Source organism: Streptomyces sp. NPDC102270 (assembly GCF_044766405.1).
In the GTDB taxonomy this organism is placed as follows: Bacteria; Actinomycetota; Actinomycetes; order Streptomycetales; family Streptomycetaceae; genus Streptomyces.
Genome location: NZ_JBIWLX010000046.1, coordinates 1 through 21,851, shown reverse-complemented (window position 1 = coordinate 21,851; position 21,851 = coordinate 1). Strand labels below are relative to the sequence as shown.

Sequence of the window (21,851 nt, the reverse complement as noted above, 5' to 3'; positions counted from 1 at the left end):
TTCCCCGTCAGGTCAACGATGAGGAAGGAGACCTGCCTGGCCCCGAAACGCCGCCGCAGATCCTCCGCGATCACGTCGACGGCCTCCACCGGCGCCGCCGTCTCCGCCGCCGTCAGCAGCCGGGGAAGTTCACTCTGCCCACCACTCACGACTACGGCCCCTTCGAACGGCCCCCTACCAGCTTGAGAACCTCCACGGTAAGCGTCAACCTAAGGGCGATCACGGTAAGTGACAACGGGAGGTGAGAAGCTGACCGAGGAGCTTTCTGGCCGTATCCCCCGCCCCTGGACAGCCAGAGGCGAGACACCCACGGCCCGGTCGTTTCGACGGACCCATGTCTCATGAGACACGACAAAGTCTTTGGGTGCAGTTCCTTTGAAGGGAAGGGAAGGGAAGGGTTGGGGCGGGCCAGGGTCACCAGCCCTTGATCATCGAGTTTCCCTCTCGCGTTGCTCAAGCCACTCGAGGTACCAGCTGCGGAAGGTGTGACGGTTTCCGTTTACATCGACGTACGGCTCGAAGGGCGGGTTGACCGCGCAGTCTCGGTCGCGGAGTTCCCCGCGGTGCGGGCCGACGACGATGAGCCAGCCGGTCATCCCGCATCCGTTGTCGCTGATGGGGATCGCACCCCGCCCGCGTTCCAGGAACCAGACATCGTCGCCAGCGTCGCCGAAGACGTTGCGGTAGTCGTCCAGATAGTCGTCGTCTTCGTCACGTGTGGTGGGTTCGTACCCGGCGGCACGAAGGGTCGCTACCTGCTGGTCGGCCCAGTCTTCCGTCTCGACGAACTGCCCACTGGGGTCCAGCAGCCAGGGATGGTCCTCGTCGTTCTCCCAGACCCATCCCCACTTCCCGTCGACTTTGCGCAACGACGTGAGCTCGAATGCCGGTCCGGGGCCACCTGCTCCTACCTCCGCCAGAAACGTGCGGTACTCGTCGGGGAGCACGACACCGAACTGCGCTTCGACCTCGGCGATCTCGGCGGGACTCAGGACGGGTTCGAACGTCTGGTATCGAGACGGCCCACGGGCTCGGCGCTCGGCCTCCTCCACTGCGATGACGCGTTCCCGAACTCCCGACCAGTGCACGTGCGTGTTCACGGCTCTCCCATCGACGGTGAGCACGGACATTAGTCCCTGCCACCGACATCCGACCTCCGTCTGGGCTGCGTTCGCGGCCGCCCGTCTCTACCGTGGTGGTGGAGGAGGGGTGGCAGATGGGCTCGCTGTTCGAGGAGTTGGAAGCCCGCGAGGCAGCGGCTCGCGGTGACCGACCGCTGACCCGGTCGACAGGCGGGTCCGGGGAACGGCCCGGCTCTGCGCACAAGAGCGGTGTCATGGCGGCGTGCGGAGGTGGCGATCAGGCCGAACGCCGGCTTCGAACCCGGCTCGCTCAGCCCGTGGACCCTCAGCGGCAGCAGATCCTCCGTGGTCACCTCGAACGCCCGCACCGGCACTCACTCGTTCTACAACCGGACTCTGACCAGCTCTGAGGTCCAGACCCTCGCCGCCGGCTGAGCCGACACCGAGCCAGACGGTGCCCGGCCCGGTTCCTGGCGGCTCTCGGATCGGGCGCCATCCACCGTTCCACCGCCGAAAGGGTCATGATGACAACGTCGCAGCCGAGTAGCACACGGAGAGTAAGGACCGCGATGTACGTGAAGGGCTACCGCGTTGAGCCCGACGCGCTGGTCGTCCAGACCAGTCAGGGAATGTGCGGCCCTAGTGAGCGGCGCCACCCCCGACACATTGAGCGTTTTCAGCGTTGCTTCTCCAGGGTGAGGACGGCCTTGGTGATGACGCTCATGCGATTGGGGCTGATGCGGGATCTGCGGAAGATCTGCCAGGACTTCAGCCGTGCCATGCCTCGTTCGACAGGTGCCCGGGCCGCGGACAGGGCCCGGTTCTCGGTCCGCTCGGTGAGGGTGAGTTCGCCGCCCGGCGGGCGGCGCTTGGCGGTGGTGACCCAGTCGCCCGCACCGATGTAGGCCATGTCGGCGAGGATCGGGACGCCCTGGCGCGCACAGATCCGGAGGATCTTGTGGGTGCGGGCGGCCGTCAGATCGTGGGTCCGGCCCGGCAATGCCGGCGACAGCCACAGAATCTCACCGGCCGGGTCCGTGACGACCTGCACGTTCACACCGTGGCGCTTGTGTTTCGAGGAGTAGTCGGCGCGGCCGTCGCCGACGCGGTCGCACTCGGCGAGCGTGCCGTCCAGGAGGACGAAGTCCGGGTCGTGCATGCGCAGCGTCTTCAGCAGGCCGGGCGCCTGCTCGGCGAGCAGAGCGGTGACCGCGGTGACATAGGCGTGGGCGGTCCCGACGGATATCCCGAAGGCTCTGGCGATACGGGCGAGGGTGTCATGGCGACGCAGGTACACGAGTGCGACCAGCGCACGGCGGTGCGGCGGGAGTTTGCACCGCCGGTCACCCTCACGGGTGACGATGAGCATCGTGACCCACTCGACCAGGGCGTGGGGCAGGTCGAGTGCGGCAGGATACGGAACCAACAGGGCTCCTGTGCTGCTGAGTTGAGACGTCGAACACCTCCCTCAACGGCACGGGAGCCCTGTCCGTTGCGCACCCCGACCTCATACCGCCCTGTCACCCGATCCCTACGTTGTCCTGTGGGAGGCGGTGAGCCCTTCGTATGGTTCACCCACCCAGGGATACCGGGTGGGGCTGTCACCCGATAGCCGATGATGTGGCTTCCACTGATTGGCCGCCCGGTACCCCACGACGACTCGGCTGCCAATTAGGAATTGCGAATGATCGCTCTGTAGGGACACGACAGCGAAGTCGTCCGTCGGGAGGCACCAGCACCACACCGCACGGAGGCACCACGTGACCATGACCACGATCTGGGCCGGCATCGACGCAGGCAAGACCCACCACCACTGCGTCGCAATCAACGAGAGCGGCCACCGGCTCCTGTCTCGACGTATCGCCAACGACGAACCTGAACTGCTCCAGCTCCTCACCGACGTCCTGGCACTGGGCGAGAGGGTGACCTGGGGCATCGACCTGGCCGACGGCGGAGCCGCCCTGGCCATCGCGCTCCTGCTTGATCACGAACAGTCGGTGCACTACATCTCCGGCCGGGCCATCCACCGCGCCTCGGAGAGCTACCGCGGCGAGGGAAAGACCGATGCCAAGGACGCTGCCATCATCGCCGACCAGGTCCGCGTCCGACGCGACCTGCACCCCTTACGCGTCACCCACGACACCGTCGCCGACCTCAAGATCCTCACCGGTCGACGCCTGGACCTCGTCGCCGACCGCACCCGCACGATCAACCGACTGCGAGCCCAGCTCACCGGCATCTTTCCCGGCCTGGAACGTGCATTGGATCTCACCAACACCGGACCTCTTGTCCTGCTGACCGGCTACCAGACACCTGCCGCTCTCCGCCGGACAGGCAAGACACGGCTCAAGACGTGGCTGCGCAACCGCAGAGTCCTGCGGGCCGACCAGCTCGCCGCGACAGCTCTCGAGGCAGCCGAACGCCAACACACCAGCCTGCCTGGGGAGAAACTGACCGCGCAGATGGTGCACACCCTCGCTGCGGAGGTGATGGCTCTCAACCAGCAGATCGCCGAGATCGACAAGACGATCGGGGCTCGTTTTCGCGAGCACGGGGCCTATGAAGTGATCACTAGCATGCCGGGCCTGGGCGTCATCCTCGGTGCCGAGTTCCTGGCCGCCACCAGTGGCGACATGGACCTCTTCGGAACCGCTGACCGCCTCGCCGGCTTCGGTGGGGTCGCCCCCGTTCCCCGCGACTCCGGCAAGATCAGCGGAAACCTCCGCCGTCCCCGACGCTACAACCGCAGACTCCAACGCGTCTTCTATATCTCCGCGTTGTTCAGCATCCGCTACTGCGAAGACTCTCGCCGTTTTACGAACGCAAGCGAGCCGAGGGCAAGCGCCACGTCCAAGCGGTCCTGGCCCTGGCCCGCCGTCTCGTGTCAACGTCCTCTGGGCACTCCTACGCGACGGGCGCTGCTACGAGCTCACCCCGCCGAGGCCCGTCGCGGCTTGACAGACCGCATTAGGAATCAGTGGCCACACTGAAAACGCTCATTGGTCGTTCGGGCCCACCCGGTGCCGACAGGAGTGGGCTATCGGAGCGCCGCCGCCACCAGCCCGCGGATCTCCCGGTCCGATACGCTTCCACCCCCCACCAGGCGGTCGAAAACCAATCCGTCCACACAGGTCAGCAGCGTGACAGTCCGGTCCTCGGCGTCTGCGACGCCTTGCCCGGCCAGGAAGTCGCGCGCGGCTTGTCGTGCTGCGTTCTGGCGCGGCACGAGGATCTCGCGCAGTTCGGGGTGGTGCACACTCTCGATGGCGCACGCGTAGCGCGCGAGGGAGCGTCGTCGTCCCTCCCCCGTGAGCCGTTGCTCTACGAAGGCAGCGATCCCGGCCACCAGTTCCTCAGCACTCCGCGGCACCGGCGCCTGTTCCCCAATCACTTGGAGTTCTGCCTGGTCAAGGGCGACCAGACGCCGGACCAGCGCGGTGAGCAGTGCCTGGCGGGTGCGGTAGTAGGCGGACGTGGTGCCGGGTGGCAGGTCTGCTGCCCGGTCCACCGCGCGATGGGTCAGTCCCCGGATTCCAGCCTCGGCGAGCACGCCGATGGCCGCATCGGCGAGGACAGTACGTCGGTCTGTGGGCATCCCCCTTTTCTACACCTGTAGAGAAGCGGGATACTCTCCTTCTACACCTGTAGAAGGATCATGGCAGGGCGGACGAGGGAGGGCCGGTATGGGCGGCAGCGCGGTGGTGGTGGGCGGAGGCATCGGTGGGCTGGCTGCCGCGATCGGTCTGCGCCTGATTGGCTGGGAGGTGACTGTTGCCGAACGCGCCCCCGTCCTCGCCGACTTGGGGGCGGGCATCTCCCTGCACGCCAACGGCATCCGTGCCCTGGACGTCCTCGGCGTCGGCGAGGCGGTGCGCGCGGCTGCGCGGCCGCTGTACACCGGTGGCACCCGTGTCCCTGGTGGCGCCTGGCTGGCCCGGATGGACGGGACCGCTCTTGAGCGCGAACTGGGCACGCCGATCGTCGGTATCTCCCGGGCTGTTCTGCACCAACTGCTGCGCGCGGCGCTGCCGTCCGAGTGCCTGGTGGTCGGGGCCGAGGTGACGTCCGTCGACCGCTCTGACCCGAGTCGGGTGCGGATACCGCTCGGGGAGGCCGTCCTGGAGGCGGATCTGGTCGTGGCCGCCGACGGAGTGGGCAGCCGGCTGCGGGCTCAGCTGTTCCCTCAGCACCCCGGCCCGGCCTACAGCGGGTCGACCGTGTTGCGCGCCATCACCGAGCGTCCGGTTGAGTTGGACACCGACTTCGAGCTGACGTGGGGGAAGGGCGCCGAGTTCGGCCACATCGCGTTCGCCGACGGCCGGGCCGAGTGGCACGCGGTGCTCGACTCGCCGCCTGGGGTGCGGCATGCGGACGCCCTTGAAGCAATGCGCTGCCGCTTCGGCGAATGGCATGATCCGATCCCCGAGCTGCTGGGCGCGACCCGGTCCGACGCCGTCCTGCACCACGACATCCACGAACTGGTGACCCCCTTGCCCACCTTCACCGCAGGCCGGATCGTGCTGCTCGGTGACGCGGCCCACGCCATGACACCGAACCTCGGCCAGGGCGCCTGCCAGGCACTGGAGGACGCCGCCGTGCTGGCCGCCGCACTTGTCGCCGAACCCACCGTCGAATCAGCGCTGGCCCGTTACGACACCGAGCGCCGCGCGCGCAGCCAGTCCGTCGCACGCGCCGCCCGCCAGGCCGGCCGGATGGGCCAGCAACTGACGCACCCCCTGGCCGTCGCCCTGCGCAACACCGCTCTCCGACTGGCCCCCTCCCGCGCGATGGTCCGCACCACCCTGCGGCATGCCGACTGGACACCGCCGGGCCTGGGCTGACAGCACCGGACCCGCTCCACGGCCGGTCAAGGGCGCTCTTCGAGCGTCGCTTCGCAATGGCCTGCCGCCCCCGTGGCAGTCCGTGACGCTCCCAAATCTGGCTGGCTGTCAGGCGAGCCAGCCCCCTGGATGAGCCCGCAACCATTTTCAAGGAGCCTTGTTTGTGACAGGTTTTGTTGGCCCCACTCCGGCACTCTGATCTGGCCCAGTTGATCGACATTCGATTTGGCCCCACCTATGCCGCTCTGAGGCGACATGCCCTCGTACGAGTGAATGGCCTGCGCTGTCTACTCGGTCCCGACAGGGTGTGTCCGTCGTTCACGGTCATGTCGGAGGCCGTGTCCTTGGTCATGGCCGTGTCGGGAGGCCGGGTTGCGTGTTTCGCGTGTCGAGCTGTTCGAAAACATCCGTCGGGACGTCCGTCTCGATCCATCGATCTCGCAGAGGGCCCTGGCGGCGAAGTACGGCGTCCACCGCCGAACCGTCCGGCAGGCCATGGCCTCCGCGATCCCGCCGCCGCGCAAGTCCGGTCAACGGCAGTTCCGCATCCTGGACCCAGCCACCGGGTGGATCGACGCGATGTTGCGGGCCGACTTGAAGGCCCCGCGGAAGCAGAACACACCGTCGAACGGATCCAGAAGCGCCTGGTCGAGGAACATGACTTCGACCTGGCGTCGTATTCGACTCTGCGTAACTACGTCCGCAAACAGCGGCCGGAGATCGTCGCGGAGGACCGTGAGGGCCGCCAGCATCTGGAGGGAATGGTGCCCCAAGAACACCTGCCCGGCGAGGAAGCCGAGGTCGACTTCGCGGACGTGTGGGTGCGGGTGGCCGGCGAGGTGGTCAAGTGCCACCTGTTCACGTTGCGGCTGTCGCATTCAGGCAAGGCCGTCCACAGGGTGTTCGCCTCGCAGGCCCAGGAGTCGTTTCTGGAGGGACACGCGGAGGCATTCCGGGTGCTGGGCGGTGTCCCGACCAAGCACATCCGTTACGCCAACCTCAAGCCCGCGGTCCGGCAGGTCTGCACCGGCCGCAACCGGGTGGAATCGGAGCGGTGGACCACCTTCCGCGCGCGCAAGGAGGCGGAGCTGGTCGCGACGGTCGGCGAGCTGGCGGCCGACGGCTGCCGGACGGCCTGGGTGAGCGCCGACCTGAGCACTCGCGACGGCATGCGCGCAGCGGCCGAGGCTGCGGCAGAGGCATTCGGGGAGCCCGACATCCTCGTCAACTCCGCCGGGGTCAACCTGCGGCCCCCGATGGGCGAGTTGGGCGAGGAGGTGTGGGACACCACGATGGCGGTGAACCTGGAGGCGCCCTACCTGCTAGGACAGCGGTTCGGACCCCGCATGGCTGAACGAGGCTTCGGGCGGATCATCCACATCACCTCCCAGCAGGCACACAGGGCGTTCGTCCAGAGCGGCGCCTACGGCGTCTCAAAAGGGGCGTTGGAGTCACTGGCCCGTTCGCAGGCCGAGACCTGGTCGCCCTACGGCGTCACCTGCAACACCCTTGTGCCAGGGTTCGTCATGACCCCGCTCAACGCACGGCTGTCGTCCGATCCTGACAGGGTACCGGCACTGGCTGCTCGCACGATGGTCGGGCGCAACGGTCTGGCCGAGGACTTCGCGGGCGCAGCGGTGTTCCTGGCGAGCCGCGCCTCCGCCTATGTCACAGGGCAGGCAATCTTCGTCGACGGCGGGTTCTCCGTTCACTGAGCCAACACCGGAGCGGTTCACACCCTCGTTCCCCATCTTGAGCCACTGACGAATGCTGCGCGTGACGAAAGAGTGGTCGTGATGGCCGTTCAACGCCCGAGCATCGCCCCACCATTGCTGTTCAGGAATTCGCCCGTGATGTAGCGCGCTTCCGGCGAGGCCAGGAAGGCGACAGCGGCAGCGATGTCGTCCGGCCCCCCGACCCCGCCGACCAGGGTCTGAGCTCGCCGCCTGGCGAGCTCCTCCTCGCCTGCGGGCACGCCGAAGAACTCGGTGCCTGCGACGAAGCCGGGCACCACGACATTGGCTGTGGCTCCGTGCGGCCCCAACTGCTGGGCCAACGTGTGGTTCCAAGCCAGCAGGGCCGCCTTCGCTGCGCCGTAGGCGCCGTTTCCCCGCAGGGCAGCGAGGGAGCTGAGAGTGACCACCCTGCCGCCGGGGCGGGTCAGGCGTGGCAGGAGCGCCTCGGTGAGCAGGACCGCCGGCAGAACGTTGTTGTCGAAGTCCCGCCGCCACCGCTCGGCGACCTCCTTCAGGCCGCCCTCCCGCACGGGTGTGCCGCGCCTGCCCGCATTGTTCACCAAGACATCGACACGCTCGGGGAGTTCACCCAGCTTCTGTTCGACCTCTTCCGGCACAGAAAGATCGACTGCGACGGCCTCCACCGGATGGGCCCCTTCAATCTCCTGGGCCGCCGCGCGCAGGACATCCGGTCGCCTCCCCAGAATGGTCACCCTGTCGCCCTGCCCCGCGAACCTCGCGGCGATGGCCCGACCGATCCCGGTGCCACCGCCGCTGATCACTACCGAACGTTCCGTGCCGCCCATCAGACCCCCCGAGCCCTCGCCGCTCATGCCGCCCCCAACCCTGCCACGAGCGCCCGTCATCCCGACGACCGCCTCCACAGCGAGCGCGGCTACCCACCCCTTCGTTCACTGCACAACCAAGTGTGAAACATGAGCAACCTGGGGATTGCCGAAGATCCTGAACAACCCGACCTGACCCGCTCACGAACCGAGGCCAGCGCCCCATGCGGGGCGCTGGCCTCGGCCGGTTGGGCCCGCACCGTTCTCCGTCGGTCGCGCCAATGCCCGTCCTCGTCGTCCACCGCGGATCGGAGAATCCAGCGGTCCCGGATCGAACACGGGTCGAGATCCGCAGTGTTGTCGACGTGCCTGTCGGGGGCCCATCGTCCAGTCGGATCCGATGCGGCTCACGCTACCGCTCCGCCCCCGCCCCCGCCCCACGGCCAGGGAACCCACTCGTTCGGGGTGGAGCCAAAACAACTTGTCGGAGCCAGGTTGACGACCCTCACACACCCCCACTCCACCCAAGGTGGGGCCAACTTCAATACCCGAGTGAGGCCAATTGAAGTTGCCGCAAACAGCGCCTCAACACCGCACGGCACCCCCCACAGCGTTGCTACCTCTCATCGACATTTTCGGGCCCGGTGATCGCTAAGTGCTGCCCAAAGCCGTCGACAAACGTTCCCCGCTCCCACTTACAGAACCAGACGGCTGAAGGAGAAGGCGTGCGCAGCGCTCTGCCGCCTGTCGGTGGCGGCAGACCGCTGCGCCGTCCATGTCCCGGATGAAGCCGTGCGACGGTCCGGCTGGACGGACAGCCGCGGGCCGGTGGGCCGATGGGCCGATCTGCCTGTCATTGCACCCGGCGGGTCCGGCCGACGCCCCGATCCTTTACTCGGTCACCTGGCCGGGGAGCTTGGCGGCGAGCAGGTTCACCGGCGTGATCGTGGGAAAGGCGCTGAACAGCTCGTCGGCGCGGGCTTCGATCTGCTCTCGCACCTTGCCCTGCAGGTGCGCCTCGCGGTCCTCCTCGGTCTGGAAGGCGTCGAAGATCCGGAAGGAGCTGGGGCCGAGCCGGAAGGAGAACCAGGCCAGGGTGCCTGGTTCCGCGTCGACCAGTGTCTTGGCGTCGACGAGGAACTGGGCCACGTCGTCCTCCTTGCCCGGCTTGGCTTCGAACTGCACGAAGAATCCGTATGAGGGCATGTTCACTTCTCCTGTCGGTTGAGGAAGTCCAGCACCACACCGCCGAACTCGTCGGGGTACTGGAAGAGGAAGGCATGGCCGGCGCCGCTGTAGAACACCGTCCTGGCGGTCGGCAGCTTCTGGGCCATGGCGAAGGAGTTGCCTGAGTCGACCATGACGTCATGCGAGCCGTTGGCCACCAGGACCGGCAGCTTCAGCTCCTCGAGCCGGGACCAGGCCGAGCCCGTACCGCTGCTCCAGCGCTGGATGGCCTGGAGCTGATGGGTCCACCGCTCGGGCGGGACGTCCGCCTTGGAGTGCTGAAGACGGGTTTCGAGCCGGGCGAGCGACTCCTTGCCGAGCCGCACGCCCTCGTCGGTGAGCCCGAAGAAGAGGTACAGGAACGCCTCCTGGGAGGGCACCGGTGAGGTCATGTACTCCACGACGCGCTGCTCCAGCTCCGGCGTGCCGGGCACGCCGCCCGGACCACTGCCGGCCACGATCAGCTTCCGGACCAGCTCGGGGTGGTCGAGCGCCACAAGCTGCGCCACGAAGCCGCCGACCGACCAGCCGAGCAGGTCGACCTCGTCGAGACCCAGGGCCGCCAGGAAGTCGAACGCCGACTCCGCCATGCCCTCCATGGTCGTCGGCACCTCGCCGGTGCTCTCGCTGACGCCGGCGTTGTCGAAGATGATGACCCGCCGGTCCTGGGCGAGGACTTCGAGGAAGGCCGGGTCCCAGTGGTCGAGGGTGCCGCGGAAGCGCTGCAGCAGGACCAGCGGGGGTACCGGCGCGTCCTTGCCGAAGTCCCGGTAGGCATACCGGGCCAGACGGCCCTCGACGTGGAGGGTGTCCGCGGTGTCGGAGATGTAGGCCATGAAGGCCCTCCTAGTGAGTTTCGTTTTGCTATCCACGCCAGTTAAGACGTGCTGTGCCCTTTCGTCAAGCCGGTGACCTGCTGAGTAGCATTTGACAACCCATATGGCTGTGGCTACCCTCGTCGCGTGAGAAGAGCCAGGACACCAGACCCCCGTGTGTGCTCCATCGACGCCGCGATGCGCGTCCTGGGCGAGAAGTGGGCCCTGCTGGCCTTGCGCGAGATCGCCTTCGGCGTCCGCCGTTTCGACGACATCGTCTTCAACACCGGTGCCGCCCGGAACATCCTTGCCAGTCGGCTCAAGTCCCTTGAGGCCGCCGGCGTCATCACCAGACAGCAGTACGAGACCAGCCCCGCCCGCTACGAGTACAGCCTGTCCGAGGCGGGCGATCAGCTGATCATGATCCTGCACACCATCCGCGACTGGGGTGACCGGTATGCCCGGACGGACCCGGAGAACATCGTCGCCTTCCGCCACAGCTGCGGTGCCGTACTGCACCCGGAGACCCACTGCGGCGCGTGTGGCGAGGTTCTGGGACCCTCGTCCGTCATCACCGCGGACCGCGATGTGCACCAGTCGGATCTCGCCGCGGCGGGCGGGGCCCAGGCCTGACAGCCGCCCCGCCGGACGATCGGCCCCGCGGCGGCGGGCAACGGTGGCACCTGCTGTCCGCCGCCCGGCCATCCGCCGCTTCATCCTCCCGGTGGCCGAGGTCAGCGCCCGCTGAAGTCCAGCACCGGGCGCGGCTGGCCGGCCCTGAGGGCGTTCACGGCCGATGCCAGACCGGCCTGGGCGTCCTCGGTCTCGAACAGGGGCAGGGCGATGTCGAACATCGCCTCGTCGGCTGCCGCGGTTCCGCCCACGCGCCAGGCCCGCAGCAGTGCCTTGTGCGCGGCGTAGGCCCGGGTGGGGCCGCTGGTGAGCCGGCGTGCGAACGCCGTCGCCTCCTTTTGCAGAGCGGAGTCGTCAAGGACCCGGTTCACCACGCCCGCCTCGGCCATCGACGTGGCCGGGATCTGCTCCGATGTCAGGGCCCACTCGGAGGCGCGGGCCCGCCCGGCCCGCTCGGCGGCCCGGTAGATGCCGCCGAGCAGGGTGACGAGACCGAGCGACTGCTCGGGGTGACCGAACCGCGCGCTCTGGGCGGCGAAGATGACGTCGGCACGCAGCGCGAGTTCGAATCCGCCGCCGGCGCACAGACCCTGCACGGCGGCGACGACCGGGATGGGCAGCCGTTCGAACTCGTTGAAGACGTTCATGTACCGCTCGAACAGGGTGCGCAGCTCGCGTACGTTCATGTCGGGCCAGTCCATGATGTCGCCGCCGAAGCTGAAGTCCGGCCCGTCGGCGCGCAGGAGGACGGCTCGGGCGTCACTGGACGCTATGGCCGCCAGCGCTTCGGCGAGTTCCTCCACAAGGGGCTTGTCCAGGCGGTTCTGGGGCGGGTTTTGCAGCACCACGGTCGCCAGGCGGTCGTCGATCGTGTAGGTGAGACGGGGCATGAGGTCCTTCTCGGGGAATGGGCCGGCTGTCGGCGGCCGGGCGTGCGGAGGGGATGCGGAAGCGGAACCAGCCGGCGGGTCAGCCCAGGTGGAGGGTGAACCAGTCGCGGGCGGCGGCGCTCGTCGTGGGGAATGCGGAGAGGTAGGACGCGAAGTGACCGCCGTCGACGAGCTGCAGTCGCTTGGGTTCGAGGGCGCGCTCGTAAGCGGAGAGCATCAGGTCCGTGAGAGTGATCGGGTCGTTCTTCGCGACGATCAGCAGCAGGGGCGTCGGCGAGATCCGGGAGATCCACGCGCCGGGTTCGTACATGCGGGCCGCCGCGTTGGACCGGAGAGTGATCTTGTTCTCCCAGCCGTCGGGGGCCGTGCTCAGGTAGAAGTCGACGGCGTCGGGAGCCCGGTAGGAGGCCGGCACCGACGGGTCGGAGCTGACGATCGCCTGGGTGCGGGGCTCTTCGCCACAAAACTGCGCGCGTTCGTCGGCGGCGAAGACCTCGTTCAGCTGGGCGACGGCGTCCGGAGCCACCCGGCGCAGCCCCTGCTCGTATCCGCTGATGGTGGGCACCTGCGCGACCACGCAGCGCAGGCGCCGGTCGGTGGCGCCCAGGACCAGTGCGTGGCCGCCGGAGTAACTGGTCCCCCACACGCCGATGCGCTGCGCGTCGACCTCCGGGCGGCTCTCCAGATAGGAGACAGCCCGACGCCAGTCCTTGATCTGCTGCCAGGGGTCGATGTCGTGGCGCGGTGTGCCGTCGCTGGCGCCGAAGTTGCGGTGGTCGTGGACCAGGACGGCGAACCCGGCCTGCGCGAACACCTCGGCGAACTGCGCCAGCCGCTGTTCTTTGACCCCGGCGAAGCCGTGCGCCATCGTGATCGCCGGATGGGGGCCCGGTTTGTCGGGCAGGTAGAACCATCCGCGCAGGGTCAGTCCCGGCTCGGCCTCGAACTCCACGTCTTCGCGTGTGGCCATGGGTATTTTCCGTTCCGAGGGTTGTCAGTGGGCGTTGTAGAAGTGGCCGGGGTCGACGCTTCCGGCGAGGCGTTCGCCCAGCTCGGCGGAGAATCTCAAACCCGCTTCCAGGGGCCGGTGATGGATGGCCACGTGGCTGATGTGGTCCTCGTCGTCCTTGGTGAGGACTGTGACGCCGAAGATTTCGTGGCCGCCGAAGGCGGTCGCCTCCCACTCCAGGTAGGTGCGCGGCCCGGCCTCGGTCTCCCGGACGAACTGAAGGGACTCGTAGATCCGGCTCGCCGCGCTCATCGTGGCCTTGACCTGGTCGCGTCCTTGGACGGGGAGGGCCAGCACGCTCGCCTCCAGGACGATGTCCTCGGCGAACGCGGCGGCGAAGGCGCTGTCGGTCTTGCTGGCGAAGGCGTCCCGCCAGCCCCGGCCGGGCGCCTGCGGCGTGCTGCCGGCCGCCGTGAGAAGGCCGGTGACGAATGTCTCGATCCGGGCGGCGACCTCCGCGGGCGCCTCCACGTGGGCCCAGTGGCCCGCGCCCTGGACGGTGAAGGACCCCGGTGCCCGGAAGCGGGGCATCACGTGGGCCTTCACCAGTTCGTCGGTGACGAAGCCGTCGGCGGCGCCGCGGCCCACCAGGACGGGTCCCTGGTATTCGCTCGGCGTCTGCCCGCGCGGGTCTCCGTCGTTCCAGCAGTCGACCAGATCACGGACGACGGGGTCCGGGATCCGGGTGCCAGTCACGACCAGCCGGTCGAGTTCCGCCTCCGGCAGAGCGACGGACAGCTGCCGGCGTACCGTGCGCTGGCCGTCGGCGTCGCCGCCCAGCGAGCGGAACATCTCGGCCGCCTCTGCGGGGAGGCCGACACCGGCCAGTGGCACGGGCGAGAGCAGTACCAGGCCGAGCGCGGGGACGGAGTGGCCCGCTGCCATCAGTTCGGCGACGAGGGTCCCCATGCTCTGGCCCACGAGGACGAACGGCTTGTCCAGCGCCTCCACGACCGCTCCGACGTCCTGCGAGAAGCGGGTCAGGTCGAACGGCCCGCCGGAGGCGGTGCGGTCCCCGCTTCCGGCGAGATCGAGTTGGACGTACTCGAAGCCGGGTGCGGCCAGCGCGTCGATCACCCCGTCCCAGACGTACTGGTCGTCCAGGAAGCCGTGAACGAACACGAGGGCTGTGTCACCGGTGCCCCGGCGCCTGAAGCGAATGTCGGTGTCCGCCACCCGCTCCGTTCTCGTCAAACCCGCTGTCTGGGTCATGCCTTGGGCCCTTCGGTGATGGTGGAGCCGGACGCAGACCACGCGTCGGTGTCGATGGGCGAGAAGTCGGAGGCGTGTTCGTCGAGACGGTGCATGCGTGTCTGCGCATGCCTGGCGACGAGGTCGTCGTCCAGTGGCGTGGTGAAGACGGTGTTGACCAGCGTGTACTCCGCCGCCAGGCGGCCGACGGACGGAATGGCGGCCGTGTCGATGCGCCCGCCCGGCAGATAGAGGTCGTCCCGGACGTAGAAGCGCACCACTTCGCCCCACACCACGTGGTCGAGGCTGCCCTCGACGGGCAGGATGCGCCGCAGCCGGCATTCGAAGGCGATGGGCGTGTCCTTCACCCGGCGCGGACGTACCTCCTGCGAGGCCTCGGTCTCCAGCTCCAACGCGCTGAACTCGTCGACGTCGCTCTCGAACTCGAAGGCCGAACGGTGCAGGTGGCCGGCGAGGGGAAGCGTCGCCGTGTTGACCACGAACTCACCCGTGTCGCGGATGTTGATGAACGTGTCCTTGAGCGTGACGCCGTCCGCCCGGGGCTGCAGGGAGATCGACAGCATGGGCGGCTTACGGCCCACGGCCGTGAAGAAGGACACCGGTGCGAGGTTTCCCACGCCGTCGGCGGACTCGGTACTCACCCAGGCGATCGCGCGAGGAATGATCCCCCCGATGAGGAGTTTGTAGGCCGACTTGGCGTCCAGATCTGCGGCATCGACGAACATCTGTGCACCTTTCAGACTGATTTCCGCACGATCCTGACTGCCGCGCGGAATCTCCGGGGTGCACGTGGTCCGCGTGCTCAGCCTGCGCGGTACGGCGGCCGTACCGTCTGCCGACCGCCGCCACAGGGGGCCGACGGGGAACTGCGCCGCCACCCACAGAGTGAAATAACTGTATTGGCTATGACTATTTCACGCAAGGCTGGGCGCGGGTGCGCCGGCCGTAGGATCGGAGGCCGACGTGACAGGAAGGGGCTGCACCATGGGCCGGGCATCACGCGCACAGGCGGCCGAGCACCGCGAGCAGATCGTCGCCGCCGCTTCGAGGATGTTCCGGGAACAGGGCTTCCAGGTCGGCCTCGCGGAGCTGACCGGCGCGGCAGGGCTGACGACCGGCGGTTTCTACCGGCACTTCCGCTCCAAGGACGCCCTCCAGGGCGAGGCCACGGAGCGCGCCTTCGAGGAACTGCGGGCACTCCTGGCCGGGTTCGAGGCGGCGGGCAACGGCGATCGCGCCGCGGCCCGTGAGGCGCTGATCGACTACTACCTCTCGCCCGAGCACCGCGACAGCGCGGCGACCGGGTGCCCCGCCTCCGCCCTCGGCGCGGACGTCGCCCGGCAGCCACCGGGCTCGCCGGCCAAGGAGCGCTACGTCCACGGAGTCCGCGAGCTGGCCGGCTGGCTCGCAGAGGGGGCGCCGGACACGCCGGACGCGGCGGCGCCCCCACGCAAGGCCGAGGCCGACGGCTCGGCGGTGCCCGACGAGGCCCTCGCGATGCTCTGCACCATGGTCGGAGCGCTGGTACTGGCCCGGGCGACGGCCGGATCCCCCCTGTCGGAGCAGCTTTTGGACACGGCCCGCACCGCGGTCGCATCGTCGGACCAATGACACTTCCCGTCGGCCGCACCGCAGATCGATCTCCCGACCCCCCGACGCGGCCAAAATAGATGAAGTGTGTAATCTATTTTTCCCGGCCGCCGGGACGTGCCAGCGCCACGCGTCCCGGCGGCCCACCCGTCGTCATGTGAAGGAGAAACGCCATGAAGGCCGTCATCGTCAGGCATCCCGGTGAAAAGGACGTCCTGGAGGTCACCGACCTCCCGGATCCGGGCCAGCCCGGACCAGGTGAGGTGCGGGTACGCGTCCACGCGGGCGCCCTGAACTATCACGACACCATCGTCATGGGCAGCACGGACACCCCGGTCGGTCACGTACCCCTGGCAGACGGTGCGGGAGTGGTCGAGGCCGTGGGCGAGTCAGTCACCGAACTGGCCGTCGGCGACGCGGTCTTCGCGCGCTTCTTCCCCGGATGGCGGGCCGGCAGAGCGGTGATCGACCACTTCGGCACCACTCCCGGCATAGGTGTACCGGGCTACGCACGTGAGGTCGTCGTCGCGCCCGCGGCCCAGTTCGAGCGGGCCCCGCGCGGCTACTCCCACGCCGAAGCCGCCACCCTGACCGTGGCCGGGCTCACGGCATGGGCGGCCCTGCACGAGAACGGCGGCATCAGGCCCGGTGACACGATCGTGCTGCAGGGCACCGGCGGCGTCTCCGTCTTCGCCCTGCAGCTCGCGAAACTCTCCGGCGCCACCGCCATCGTCACCTCCTCCTCCGACGAGAAGCTCGAACGCGCAACGGCGCTCGGAGCGGACCATGTCGTCAACTACCGGTCCCAGCCCCAGTGGGGGGAGCGGGTCCGCGAACTGACGGACGGCCACGGTGCGGATCTCATCCTGGACGTGGGCGGTCCGTCCACCCTGCCGCAGTCCATCCAGGCCGTCCGCGTCGGTGGACGCGTCTCTGTGATCGGCGTCCTGACCGGGCTGTCCGGGGACATCCCGACCGGCGCCATCAACATGAAGCAGATCCGCCTGAACGGCGTCCTCGTCGGCAACCACGAGCAGCAGCGCGACCTGGTCCGCGCGGTCGAGGACTCCGGACTGCGGCCCGTGATCGACCGGGCTTTCCCCTTGGCGGAACTGAGCGAAGCGCTGCGCTACTTCGCCTCCGGCGCACACCTGGGCAAGGTCGCCATCGAGATGTGAGCCCCGGTGCGGCGGGGAGCGGCCCCATGCCGGCCCGAGCAGCGGCGAAGTGTGGCGTCCGTCTCCCCGCCCGCATATTGCACCGATCGGTCTCATTACCTACTGTTCTTATCAGGAGGGCCCTCATGGCACGAACCAAGAGCTTCGAACCGGCTTACGCGCTGCGGAAGGCGCTGTTCGAGTTCTGGCAGAACGGTTACGAGCGCACCTCCACCGATGCCCTCGCGGCCGCCATGGGTATCGGCAAGCGCAGCCTGTACGACACTTTCGGCAGCAAGCACGACCTCTACCTGCGCACGCTCACGACCTACATCGAGCACGCGGAGGAGTCCCACGCACAAGCGGTCGAGTCCGCACCGGGCAAAGGACTCGCCGGCGCACGCGCGCTGCTTCGGTCACGCGTGAGCCTGCCCGGCTGCCCGGCGGGGTGCTTCGCCGTGAACGCGGCGACGGAGCGCCCGGACGACCCCGCCGTGCACAGCGCCGTCTGCGGATACTTCGCTCGCTCCACCGAGCGGATCGCCTGGCTCCTGGGCCAGGAGGAGCGGTGGGCTGCCGCCCGGCCCCAGCAACTCGACCGCGCCGCGCAGGCGGTCCACAACGGCTGGCTCGGTCTGCGCGTGCAGGCGCGCCTGGGGTCGACGGACCCGGAGCTCGACGCGGCCGCGGACGATCTGCTGTCGTCTCTACGCTGACCCACCGCCTTCAACCGGCCCTCTCCCCCGTTCCTGTCCTCCGCGTCTTTCGCACACCCTAATTCCGCACCGATCGGTCTCAAAAGATCGTTTCCCCGAGAAAGGCAACTGTCATGTCCTCACCGCCCTCCGCCTCGCACGCCCGTCCGCGCCCCAGGCATCCGCTGGTACCGGTGGTGGCCATCGCCCTGGGCTCCTTCGCCGTGGTCGTCTCGGAGTTCGTGCCGGTCGGCGCGCTGCCTCAGATCAGCGACGGTCTGGGCGTCACCGAAGGCACCGCCGGCCTGCTCGTGACCCTGCCCGCCCTCTCCGGCGCGATCGCCGCACCCGCCGCGACCGTCCTCATGCGACGCCTGGACCGGCGCCTGGCCATCATCGGACTCACGGCACTGATCGCCGTCTCGTGCATCCTGTCCGCCGCGACGACCGGTTTCGCGATGATGCTGGTCTCCCGGCTGATCCTCGGCATCAGCATCGGCGGCGTCTGGGCCACTTCCGTCTCCGCCGCGGCGCGGCTCGTCCCCGCACGGATCGTGCACACCGCGTCGTCGGTCGTCTTCGGCGCCATCGCGGTGGGATCCGTGGTCAGTGTGCCCAGCAGCAGCCTCATCGCCACCCACACCAGCTGGCGGGCGACATTCGTCGCGGCCGCCGCGGTCGCGGTCATCGCCTCCCTCATCCAGGCGCTGGCGATCCCGAAGATACCCGCCGCGGACCGCGTGACGATGGCGCACTTCCGTCCGCTCCTGCGCTCGGTGCCCGCGAACGTCGTCCTCGCCGTCGTCTTCCTTGTCGTGTTCGCCCAGTTCAGCGCCTACACCTTCGTCGTGCCCTACCTGCACGACGTCACCGGCCTCAGCGCCGGACCGGCCAGCGGTCTGCTGCTGGGGTACGGCGCGCTGACCATCGTCGGCAACTTCGGCGGCGGCGCGCTCCTGGGACGCAGCATCCGCGGCACCGTGATCGCCACCCTCGTCTTCGGTGCCATCGGGCTCCTGGCGCTGAGCGCGGGCGGCACGGTGACGGTGTCCGTCTGCGTGGGGCTCGCCCTGTGGGGGCTGGCGTGGGGCAACGCGCCGGTGGCTCTGCAGCACTGGCTCTACACCGACGGACAGGACAGGTTCTCCACCGAGGCCGTCAACGCGACCTTCACGGCCGTGGTGCAGGTGGCCGTCGCGAGCGGCTCACTGCTGAGCGGCATCGCGGTCAACGCCGCCGGTGTCCGCAGTTCCGCGGCGCTGGGTACCGTCGCGAGCGCGATCGCCTGCGTCCTCGCTCTCGGATTCATGGCCCTGTCCGCGCGTCGCGCGACGGCGCAGGAAGCGGTCGTCGCGGTCAGCCCCGAAGAGGTCCGGGCCGCCGCCCTGGACTGACGGGTACCGCCGGCCGGCGGCGCTCTCTGCCCCGGCCGGCATCCGGCACCACCCCGGCTGGCAGTCCCGGTACCACGACGCGGCCGGAACACCGCCCGGCGGTTCGCTCCGGCTTCGCCGTGGCACGCGACCCTCACGGCATCGCCTGCCGCGGCCCCGGCCGCTCGTGCCTCGCCGCGGTGCGGCGCTTGTACCTACCGGTGTGCACGTCGCGGACATGGTGAAGGCCCGGCCCGCGGTGGGCCGGGCCTTCAGGCCCCGTTCAGCACTGCCGGAGGAGTTCTGGGCGCTCAGTGCTCCTCACGCACCCGCCGGTCACCCGAGAGCGAACCGCGCCGACCCCCACAACGCCCCGCGGTTGATCCGGTCGGGGTGGATCTTGAGCATCGCTTCGTAGAGGTCCAGGACGGACTCCGCCTCCTGCTCCAGGCGTGCGAAGTCGTGGATGTAGTCCCGCGTTTGCTCGATGGCGCCCGCCGTGTCCGGCGCCTGGGGGTCCTTGTGGCCGGCCACGACCAGCCGCGGGTCGAGGGCTTCGATACGGTCGAGCGCCGCGAGCCATTCCTGCCTGCCCTCCTGGGCAGACTCGGCGAGGTAGAGGTGGACGTTGTTGTACACAGCGTCCCCCGCCACCACCAGCCGCAGGGAGGGTACGTGCAGACACGTGGTGTCGTCAGTGTCCGTGTGCCCGAGCGGGACGGCTTCGAGCCGGTGTCCCTCGAGCTCGATGAACGGCTCGTCCATGGGCTGGGCCGGCACAAGGTTCTCAGGGATCTGGCCGGGGAAGCGGGCGTTCCAGAAGGACTTCACGAAGTCCGGGTTCGCTTGCGCCCGCATGCGTTCGACCACATGCGGCAGTGCCAGTGCACGGGCCTGCGGGAAGTCCTGGAGGATCTTCGCGAGTCCGAACCAGTGGTCGCCGTGTGCGTGAGTGATGTACACCGCCGTGAGCCGCTTGCCCCGGGCCGCCACCCACTCGCTCAGCGCGTCGGCCTGGGCGATCGTCATGAGCGGGTCGACGAGCACGGCGTCCCGTTCTCCCTGGATGAGGGTCGAGGAGATCGGCGACCACATCCGACGGTCCAGGTCGGGCGGCAGATCCGTGACCGTCGTGGGGATCCCCGGGGCGACGAAGACCTCGTACGTCAGTTGGCCGTGCGGCATGAGAGCTCCCTTGTTCGGTCGGAGGCTGGGAAGCGAAGAGCGCCAGGTGATCAAGCAAGAGCGTTATACGCAAACGACTTTTGCCTATTACTTTGTACTGGTGCGCACGTCTTCACGCAAGGCCGGCCAGCACCCCGGCGGCCACACTCCGCCCCGAACGCCGCGCAGCCCCCCAGCCTCCGAAGGGCAGGACAATGAGGTAATATGCGATGGAGCTACGCCTATTTCCGCCTCACGTTCAGTCGCTGCTGGAGTCGTATTCCTCATGACATGGCCCGCCACCGACCGATACGACATCGAGTCCGCCCCCGACGGGCTGGCCCTGGTCCAGGACCTGCTCAACACCTTGTCGGCCGGCAAACCCCGGGAGACAGATCTCCTGCTGGACCGCGACGACGCCCAGGCCTGGCTGAACACGGGCTGGCGCGACCGTAACCCGGCGCAGGACCAGTCGATCCGGCTCGACGGCGACGATGTGCAGCGCCTGCGTGCCTTCCGTGACGGGCTGCGCGACTGGCTCACCAGGGCCGGGGAAGAGCCGGCCGGCGAGCACAGCCCCCCGCTCCCGCAGGTTCCGTTCGACGCAGCCCTGCGGCTCGACCCGGACGGCACCGTCCAGGTGGAGCCGGCCGGCAGCGGCTGGCGGGCGGTGGTCTCACTGATCCTGATCGAGATGCTCCATGCCCAGCGGGCCGACACCTGGCGGCGGCTGAAGGTCTGCCGCAGCGAGCGGTGCCGGGTAACGTTCTTCGACCGGTCACGGAACAACAGCGGTGTCTGGCACGACGTGCGCAAGTGCGGTCACCCCGCCAACCTTCGCGCCTACCGCGCCCGCCAGCGCACCCCTGAGCAGTCGGGCCTCCGGCACTGAGGCAGCCCCGCCGCTGTCGCAGAAGTCTCGATTGCACACGGGCCGCCGAGGGGGCCGCGCAGCGGGACCGACGGCCCGGCTCGCGACGGCTCAGAGCGGAGCGTTGTCCTGGCCGGGCTGGAGCAAACTGCCGAAGACCACGCGGAAGAACGTGCTGAACGCCTCGTCCGAGCGACCGCACCGCGCGGCGACGAGAGCGCCCTCCCAGGCGCACAGGATGAAGAGAGCGGCCGCTTCGGGATCGAGCCCCGCACGCACCGCTCCGCTGCGCACCGCTTCGGCAAGGACCTCGGTCAGCGCCGCCCGCCATCGCCCCAGGCAATGTTCAACGCCGCCGCGCAGCACCTCACTGTGGTCTGCCATCTCGCTCCCGAAGTTGCCGAAGAGACAGCCACGGGTGAAGTGATGCTCCACCTGTTCGTCACGCAGGAACTCGAAGTACCGATGCAGCCGCTCCAGGGGCGCCACGGCCGGATCGCTCAGCTCCTCCAGCCGACGCGTCTGGCCGTACTGCTGCAGCACGATGGCCGCCAGCTCCTCCTTGCTCGCGAAGTGGTTGTAGAAAGAGCCTCTGGGGACACCGGCGGCGACAGCGATGTCATTGACGCTGGTCCCGTGGTAGCCCTTGGCGTGGAACCAGTCCACCGCGGCGGTCACTGAGGGGCCTCGCGTTTTCCGGACAGGCTTCTGACCGTTAATTTTACGCGGCGATTCGCAACTTCTCATACTCGGCATGGACTTCACGCGGAG

General features: G+C 68.8%; 20 protein-coding genes and 2 pseudogenes. 10 read left to right on the top strand and 12 right to left on the bottom strand.

Features of this window, described 5'->3' with window-relative positions; all coding sequences use genetic code 11:
• Positions 1–428 precede the first annotated feature (428 nt).
• Entirely contained in the window at positions 429–1,124 is a 696-nt protein-coding gene (locus tag ACIRP7_RS44680; RefSeq protein WP_403672522.1) for an SMI1/KNR4 family protein, read from the bottom strand.
• Between the two features lie 228 nt (positions 1,125–1,352).
• Between ACIRP7_RS44680 and ACIRP7_RS44675 the strand changes: the two genes are divergently transcribed.
• Entirely contained in the window at positions 1,353–1,517 is a 165-nt protein-coding gene (locus ACIRP7_RS44675; RefSeq protein ID WP_403672519.1) for a hypothetical protein, read from the top strand.
• Positions 1,518–1,758: 241 nt separating this feature from the next.
• Here the strand turns inward: ACIRP7_RS44675 and ACIRP7_RS44670 are convergent, their stop codons facing one another.
• Positions 1,759–2,508 carry a transposase family protein gene (locus ACIRP7_RS44670; protein ID WP_403672516.1) on the bottom strand — a complete coding sequence of 250 codons (750 nt, stop codon included), beginning with the start codon at positions 2,506–2,508 and terminating at the stop codon, positions 1,759–1,761.
• A gap of 340 nt (positions 2,509–2,848) precedes the next feature.
• Here ACIRP7_RS44670 and ACIRP7_RS44665 point away from each other — a divergent pair.
• Positions 2,849–4,040: pseudogene (locus ACIRP7_RS44665) on the top strand (IS110 family transposase).
• 79 nt (positions 4,041–4,119) lie between these two features.
• Here the strand turns inward: ACIRP7_RS44665 and ACIRP7_RS44660 are convergent.
• Entirely contained in the window at positions 4,120–4,677 is a 558-nt protein-coding gene (locus tag ACIRP7_RS44660; protein WP_403672513.1) for a TetR/AcrR family transcriptional regulator, read from the bottom strand.
• A gap of 88 nt (positions 4,678–4,765) precedes the next feature.
• Between ACIRP7_RS44660 and ACIRP7_RS44655 the strand changes: the two genes are divergently transcribed.
• Complete coding sequence (locus ACIRP7_RS44655) at positions 4,766–5,923, top strand: FAD-dependent monooxygenase (RefSeq protein WP_403672511.1); 1,158 nt, start codon at positions 4,766–4,768, stop codon at positions 5,921–5,923.
• A 1,070-nt stretch (positions 5,924–6,993) separates the two neighbouring features.
• A pseudogene (locus ACIRP7_RS44650) lies at positions 6,994–7,638 on the top strand (SDR family NAD(P)-dependent oxidoreductase); the annotation flags it as partial.
• Positions 7,639–7,727: 89 nt separating this feature from the next.
• Here ACIRP7_RS44650 and ACIRP7_RS44645 read toward each other — a convergent pair.
• The 3 genes from ACIRP7_RS44645 to ACIRP7_RS44635 form a co-directional block, all read right to left on the bottom strand.
• Complete coding sequence (locus tag ACIRP7_RS44645) at positions 7,728–8,492, bottom strand: SDR family NAD(P)-dependent oxidoreductase (protein WP_403672508.1); 765 nt, start codon at positions 8,490–8,492, stop codon at positions 7,728–7,730.
• Positions 8,493–9,335: 843 nt separating this feature from the next.
• On the bottom strand, positions 9,336–9,650 hold the full coding sequence (locus ACIRP7_RS44640; protein WP_403672505.1) for a putative quinol monooxygenase: 315 nt from the start codon (positions 9,648–9,650) through the stop codon (positions 9,336–9,338).
• 2 nt (positions 9,651–9,652) lie between these two features.
• Positions 9,653–10,507 carry an alpha/beta fold hydrolase gene (locus tag ACIRP7_RS44635; RefSeq protein ID WP_403672503.1) on the bottom strand — a complete coding sequence of 285 codons (855 nt, stop codon included), beginning with the start codon at positions 10,505–10,507 and terminating at the stop codon, positions 9,653–9,655.
• Between the two features lie 126 nt (positions 10,508–10,633).
• On the opposite strand from ACIRP7_RS44635, the gene ACIRP7_RS44630 reads away from it, so the two are divergent.
• Positions 10,634–11,119 (top strand): winged helix-turn-helix transcriptional regulator, encoded by a 486-nt coding sequence (locus ACIRP7_RS44630; protein ID WP_403672500.1) that lies wholly within the window; start codon positions 10,634–10,636, stop codon positions 11,117–11,119.
• Between the two features lie 101 nt (positions 11,120–11,220).
• Here the strand turns inward: ACIRP7_RS44630 and ACIRP7_RS44625 are convergent, their stop codons facing one another.
• From ACIRP7_RS44625 to ACIRP7_RS44610, 4 genes are all read right to left on the bottom strand, one after another.
• Complete coding sequence (locus ACIRP7_RS44625) at positions 11,221–12,009, bottom strand: enoyl-CoA hydratase/isomerase family protein (protein ID WP_403672496.1); 789 nt, start codon at positions 12,007–12,009, stop codon at positions 11,221–11,223.
• Positions 12,010–12,088: 79 nt separating this feature from the next.
• Positions 12,089–12,979: an alpha/beta hydrolase gene (locus ACIRP7_RS44620; RefSeq protein WP_403672493.1), complete on the bottom strand. Its 891-nt coding sequence runs from the start codon at positions 12,977–12,979 to the stop codon at positions 12,089–12,091.
• A 24-nt stretch (positions 12,980–13,003) separates the two neighbouring features.
• Positions 13,004–14,230: an alpha/beta fold hydrolase gene (locus ACIRP7_RS44615; RefSeq protein WP_403672490.1), complete on the bottom strand. Its 1,227-nt coding sequence runs from the start codon at positions 14,228–14,230 to the stop codon at positions 13,004–13,006.
• Positions 14,227–14,955, bottom strand: coding sequence for a flavin reductase family protein (locus tag ACIRP7_RS44610; RefSeq protein ID WP_403672487.1), 729 nt, complete (start codon positions 14,953–14,955; stop codon positions 14,227–14,229). The genes ACIRP7_RS44615 and ACIRP7_RS44610 overlap by 4 nt, the downstream gene beginning before the upstream one ends.
• A 259-nt stretch (positions 14,956–15,214) precedes the next feature.
• On the opposite strand from ACIRP7_RS44610, the gene ACIRP7_RS44605 reads away from it, so the two are divergent.
• From ACIRP7_RS44605 to ACIRP7_RS44590, 4 genes are all read left to right on the top strand, one after another.
• Positions 15,215–15,841 carry a TetR/AcrR family transcriptional regulator gene (locus ACIRP7_RS44605; protein WP_403672484.1) on the top strand — a complete coding sequence of 209 codons (627 nt, stop codon included), beginning with the start codon at positions 15,215–15,217 and terminating at the stop codon, positions 15,839–15,841.
• A 152-nt stretch (positions 15,842–15,993) separates the two neighbouring features.
• Positions 15,994–16,998: an NAD(P)-dependent alcohol dehydrogenase gene (locus ACIRP7_RS44600; RefSeq protein WP_403672481.1), complete on the top strand. Its 1,005-nt coding sequence runs from the start codon at positions 15,994–15,996 to the stop codon at positions 16,996–16,998.
• 125 nt (positions 16,999–17,123) lie between these two features.
• Positions 17,124–17,693 carry a TetR/AcrR family transcriptional regulator gene (locus ACIRP7_RS44595; protein WP_403403589.1) on the top strand — a complete coding sequence of 190 codons (570 nt, stop codon included), beginning with the start codon at positions 17,124–17,126 and terminating at the stop codon, positions 17,691–17,693.
• A gap of 113 nt (positions 17,694–17,806) precedes the next feature.
• Positions 17,807–19,066 (top strand): MFS transporter, encoded by a 1,260-nt coding sequence (locus ACIRP7_RS44590; RefSeq protein ID WP_403672478.1) that lies wholly within the window; start codon positions 17,807–17,809, stop codon positions 19,064–19,066.
• A gap of 315 nt (positions 19,067–19,381) precedes the next feature.
• Here the strand turns inward: ACIRP7_RS44590 and ACIRP7_RS44585 are convergent, their stop codons facing one another.
• Positions 19,382–20,230, bottom strand: coding sequence for an MBL fold metallo-hydrolase (locus tag ACIRP7_RS44585; RefSeq protein ID WP_403672475.1), 849 nt, complete (start codon positions 20,228–20,230; stop codon positions 19,382–19,384).
• Between the two features lie 265 nt (positions 20,231–20,495).
• On the opposite strand from ACIRP7_RS44585, the gene ACIRP7_RS44580 reads away from it, so the two are divergent.
• Complete coding sequence (locus tag ACIRP7_RS44580) at positions 20,496–21,101, top strand: CGNR zinc finger domain-containing protein (protein WP_403672472.1); 606 nt, start codon at positions 20,496–20,498, stop codon at positions 21,099–21,101.
• Positions 21,102–21,191: 90 nt separating this feature from the next.
• Here ACIRP7_RS44580 and ACIRP7_RS44575 read toward each other — a convergent pair whose 3' ends face one another.
• Positions 21,192–21,758: a TetR family transcriptional regulator C-terminal domain-containing protein gene (locus tag ACIRP7_RS44575; protein WP_403672469.1), complete on the bottom strand. Its 567-nt coding sequence runs from the start codon at positions 21,756–21,758 to the stop codon at positions 21,192–21,194.
• Between the last annotated feature and the right edge of the window lie 93 nt (positions 21,759–21,851).

Excerpts from the sequence above, each read along its gene's own strand:
- ACIRP7_RS44620 (WP_403672493.1), bottom strand. The coding sequence starts at position 12,979 with ATGGCCACACGCGAAGACGTGGAGTTCGAGGCCGAGCCGGGACTGACC.
- ACIRP7_RS44585 (WP_403672475.1), bottom strand. The coding sequence starts at position 20,230 with ATGCCGCACGGCCAACTGACGTACGAGGTCTTCGTCGCCCCGGGGATC.
- ACIRP7_RS44605 (WP_403672484.1), top strand. The coding sequence starts at position 15,215 with ATGGGCCGGGCATCACGCGCACAGGCGGCCGAGCACCGCGAGCAGATC.
- ACIRP7_RS44595 (WP_403403589.1), top strand. The coding sequence starts at position 17,124 with ATGGCACGAACCAAGAGCTTCGAACCGGCTTACGCGCTGCGGAAGGCG.
- ACIRP7_RS44640 (WP_403672505.1), bottom strand. The coding sequence starts at position 9,650 with ATGCCCTCATACGGATTCTTCGTGCAGTTCGAAGCCAAGCCGGGCAAG.
- ACIRP7_RS44625 (WP_403672496.1), bottom strand. The coding sequence starts at position 12,009 with ATGCCCCGTCTCACCTACACGATCGACGACCGCCTGGCGACCGTGGTG.
- ACIRP7_RS44610 (WP_403672487.1), bottom strand. The coding sequence starts at position 14,955 with ATGTTCGTCGATGCCGCAGATCTGGACGCCAAGTCGGCCTACAAACTC.
- ACIRP7_RS44600 (WP_403672481.1), top strand. The coding sequence starts at position 15,994 with ATGAAGGCCGTCATCGTCAGGCATCCCGGTGAAAAGGACGTCCTGGAG.
- ACIRP7_RS44655 (WP_403672511.1), top strand. The coding sequence starts at position 4,766 with ATGGGCGGCAGCGCGGTGGTGGTGGGCGGAGGCATCGGTGGGCTGGCT.
- ACIRP7_RS44660 (WP_403672513.1), bottom strand. The coding sequence starts at position 4,677 with ATGCCCACAGACCGACGTACTGTCCTCGCCGATGCGGCCATCGGCGTG.
- ACIRP7_RS44580 (WP_403672472.1), top strand. The coding sequence starts at position 20,496 with ATGACATGGCCCGCCACCGACCGATACGACATCGAGTCCGCCCCCGAC.
- ACIRP7_RS44635 (WP_403672503.1), bottom strand. The coding sequence starts at position 10,507 with ATGGCCTACATCTCCGACACCGCGGACACCCTCCACGTCGAGGGCCGT.
- ACIRP7_RS44590 (WP_403672478.1), top strand. The coding sequence starts at position 17,807 with ATGTCCTCACCGCCCTCCGCCTCGCACGCCCGTCCGCGCCCCAGGCAT.
- ACIRP7_RS44645 (WP_403672508.1), bottom strand. The coding sequence starts at position 8,492 with ATGAGCGGCGAGGGCTCGGGGGGTCTGATGGGCGGCACGGAACGTTCG.
- ACIRP7_RS44615 (WP_403672490.1), bottom strand. The coding sequence starts at position 14,230 with ATGACCCAGACAGCGGGTTTGACGAGAACGGAGCGGGTGGCGGACACC.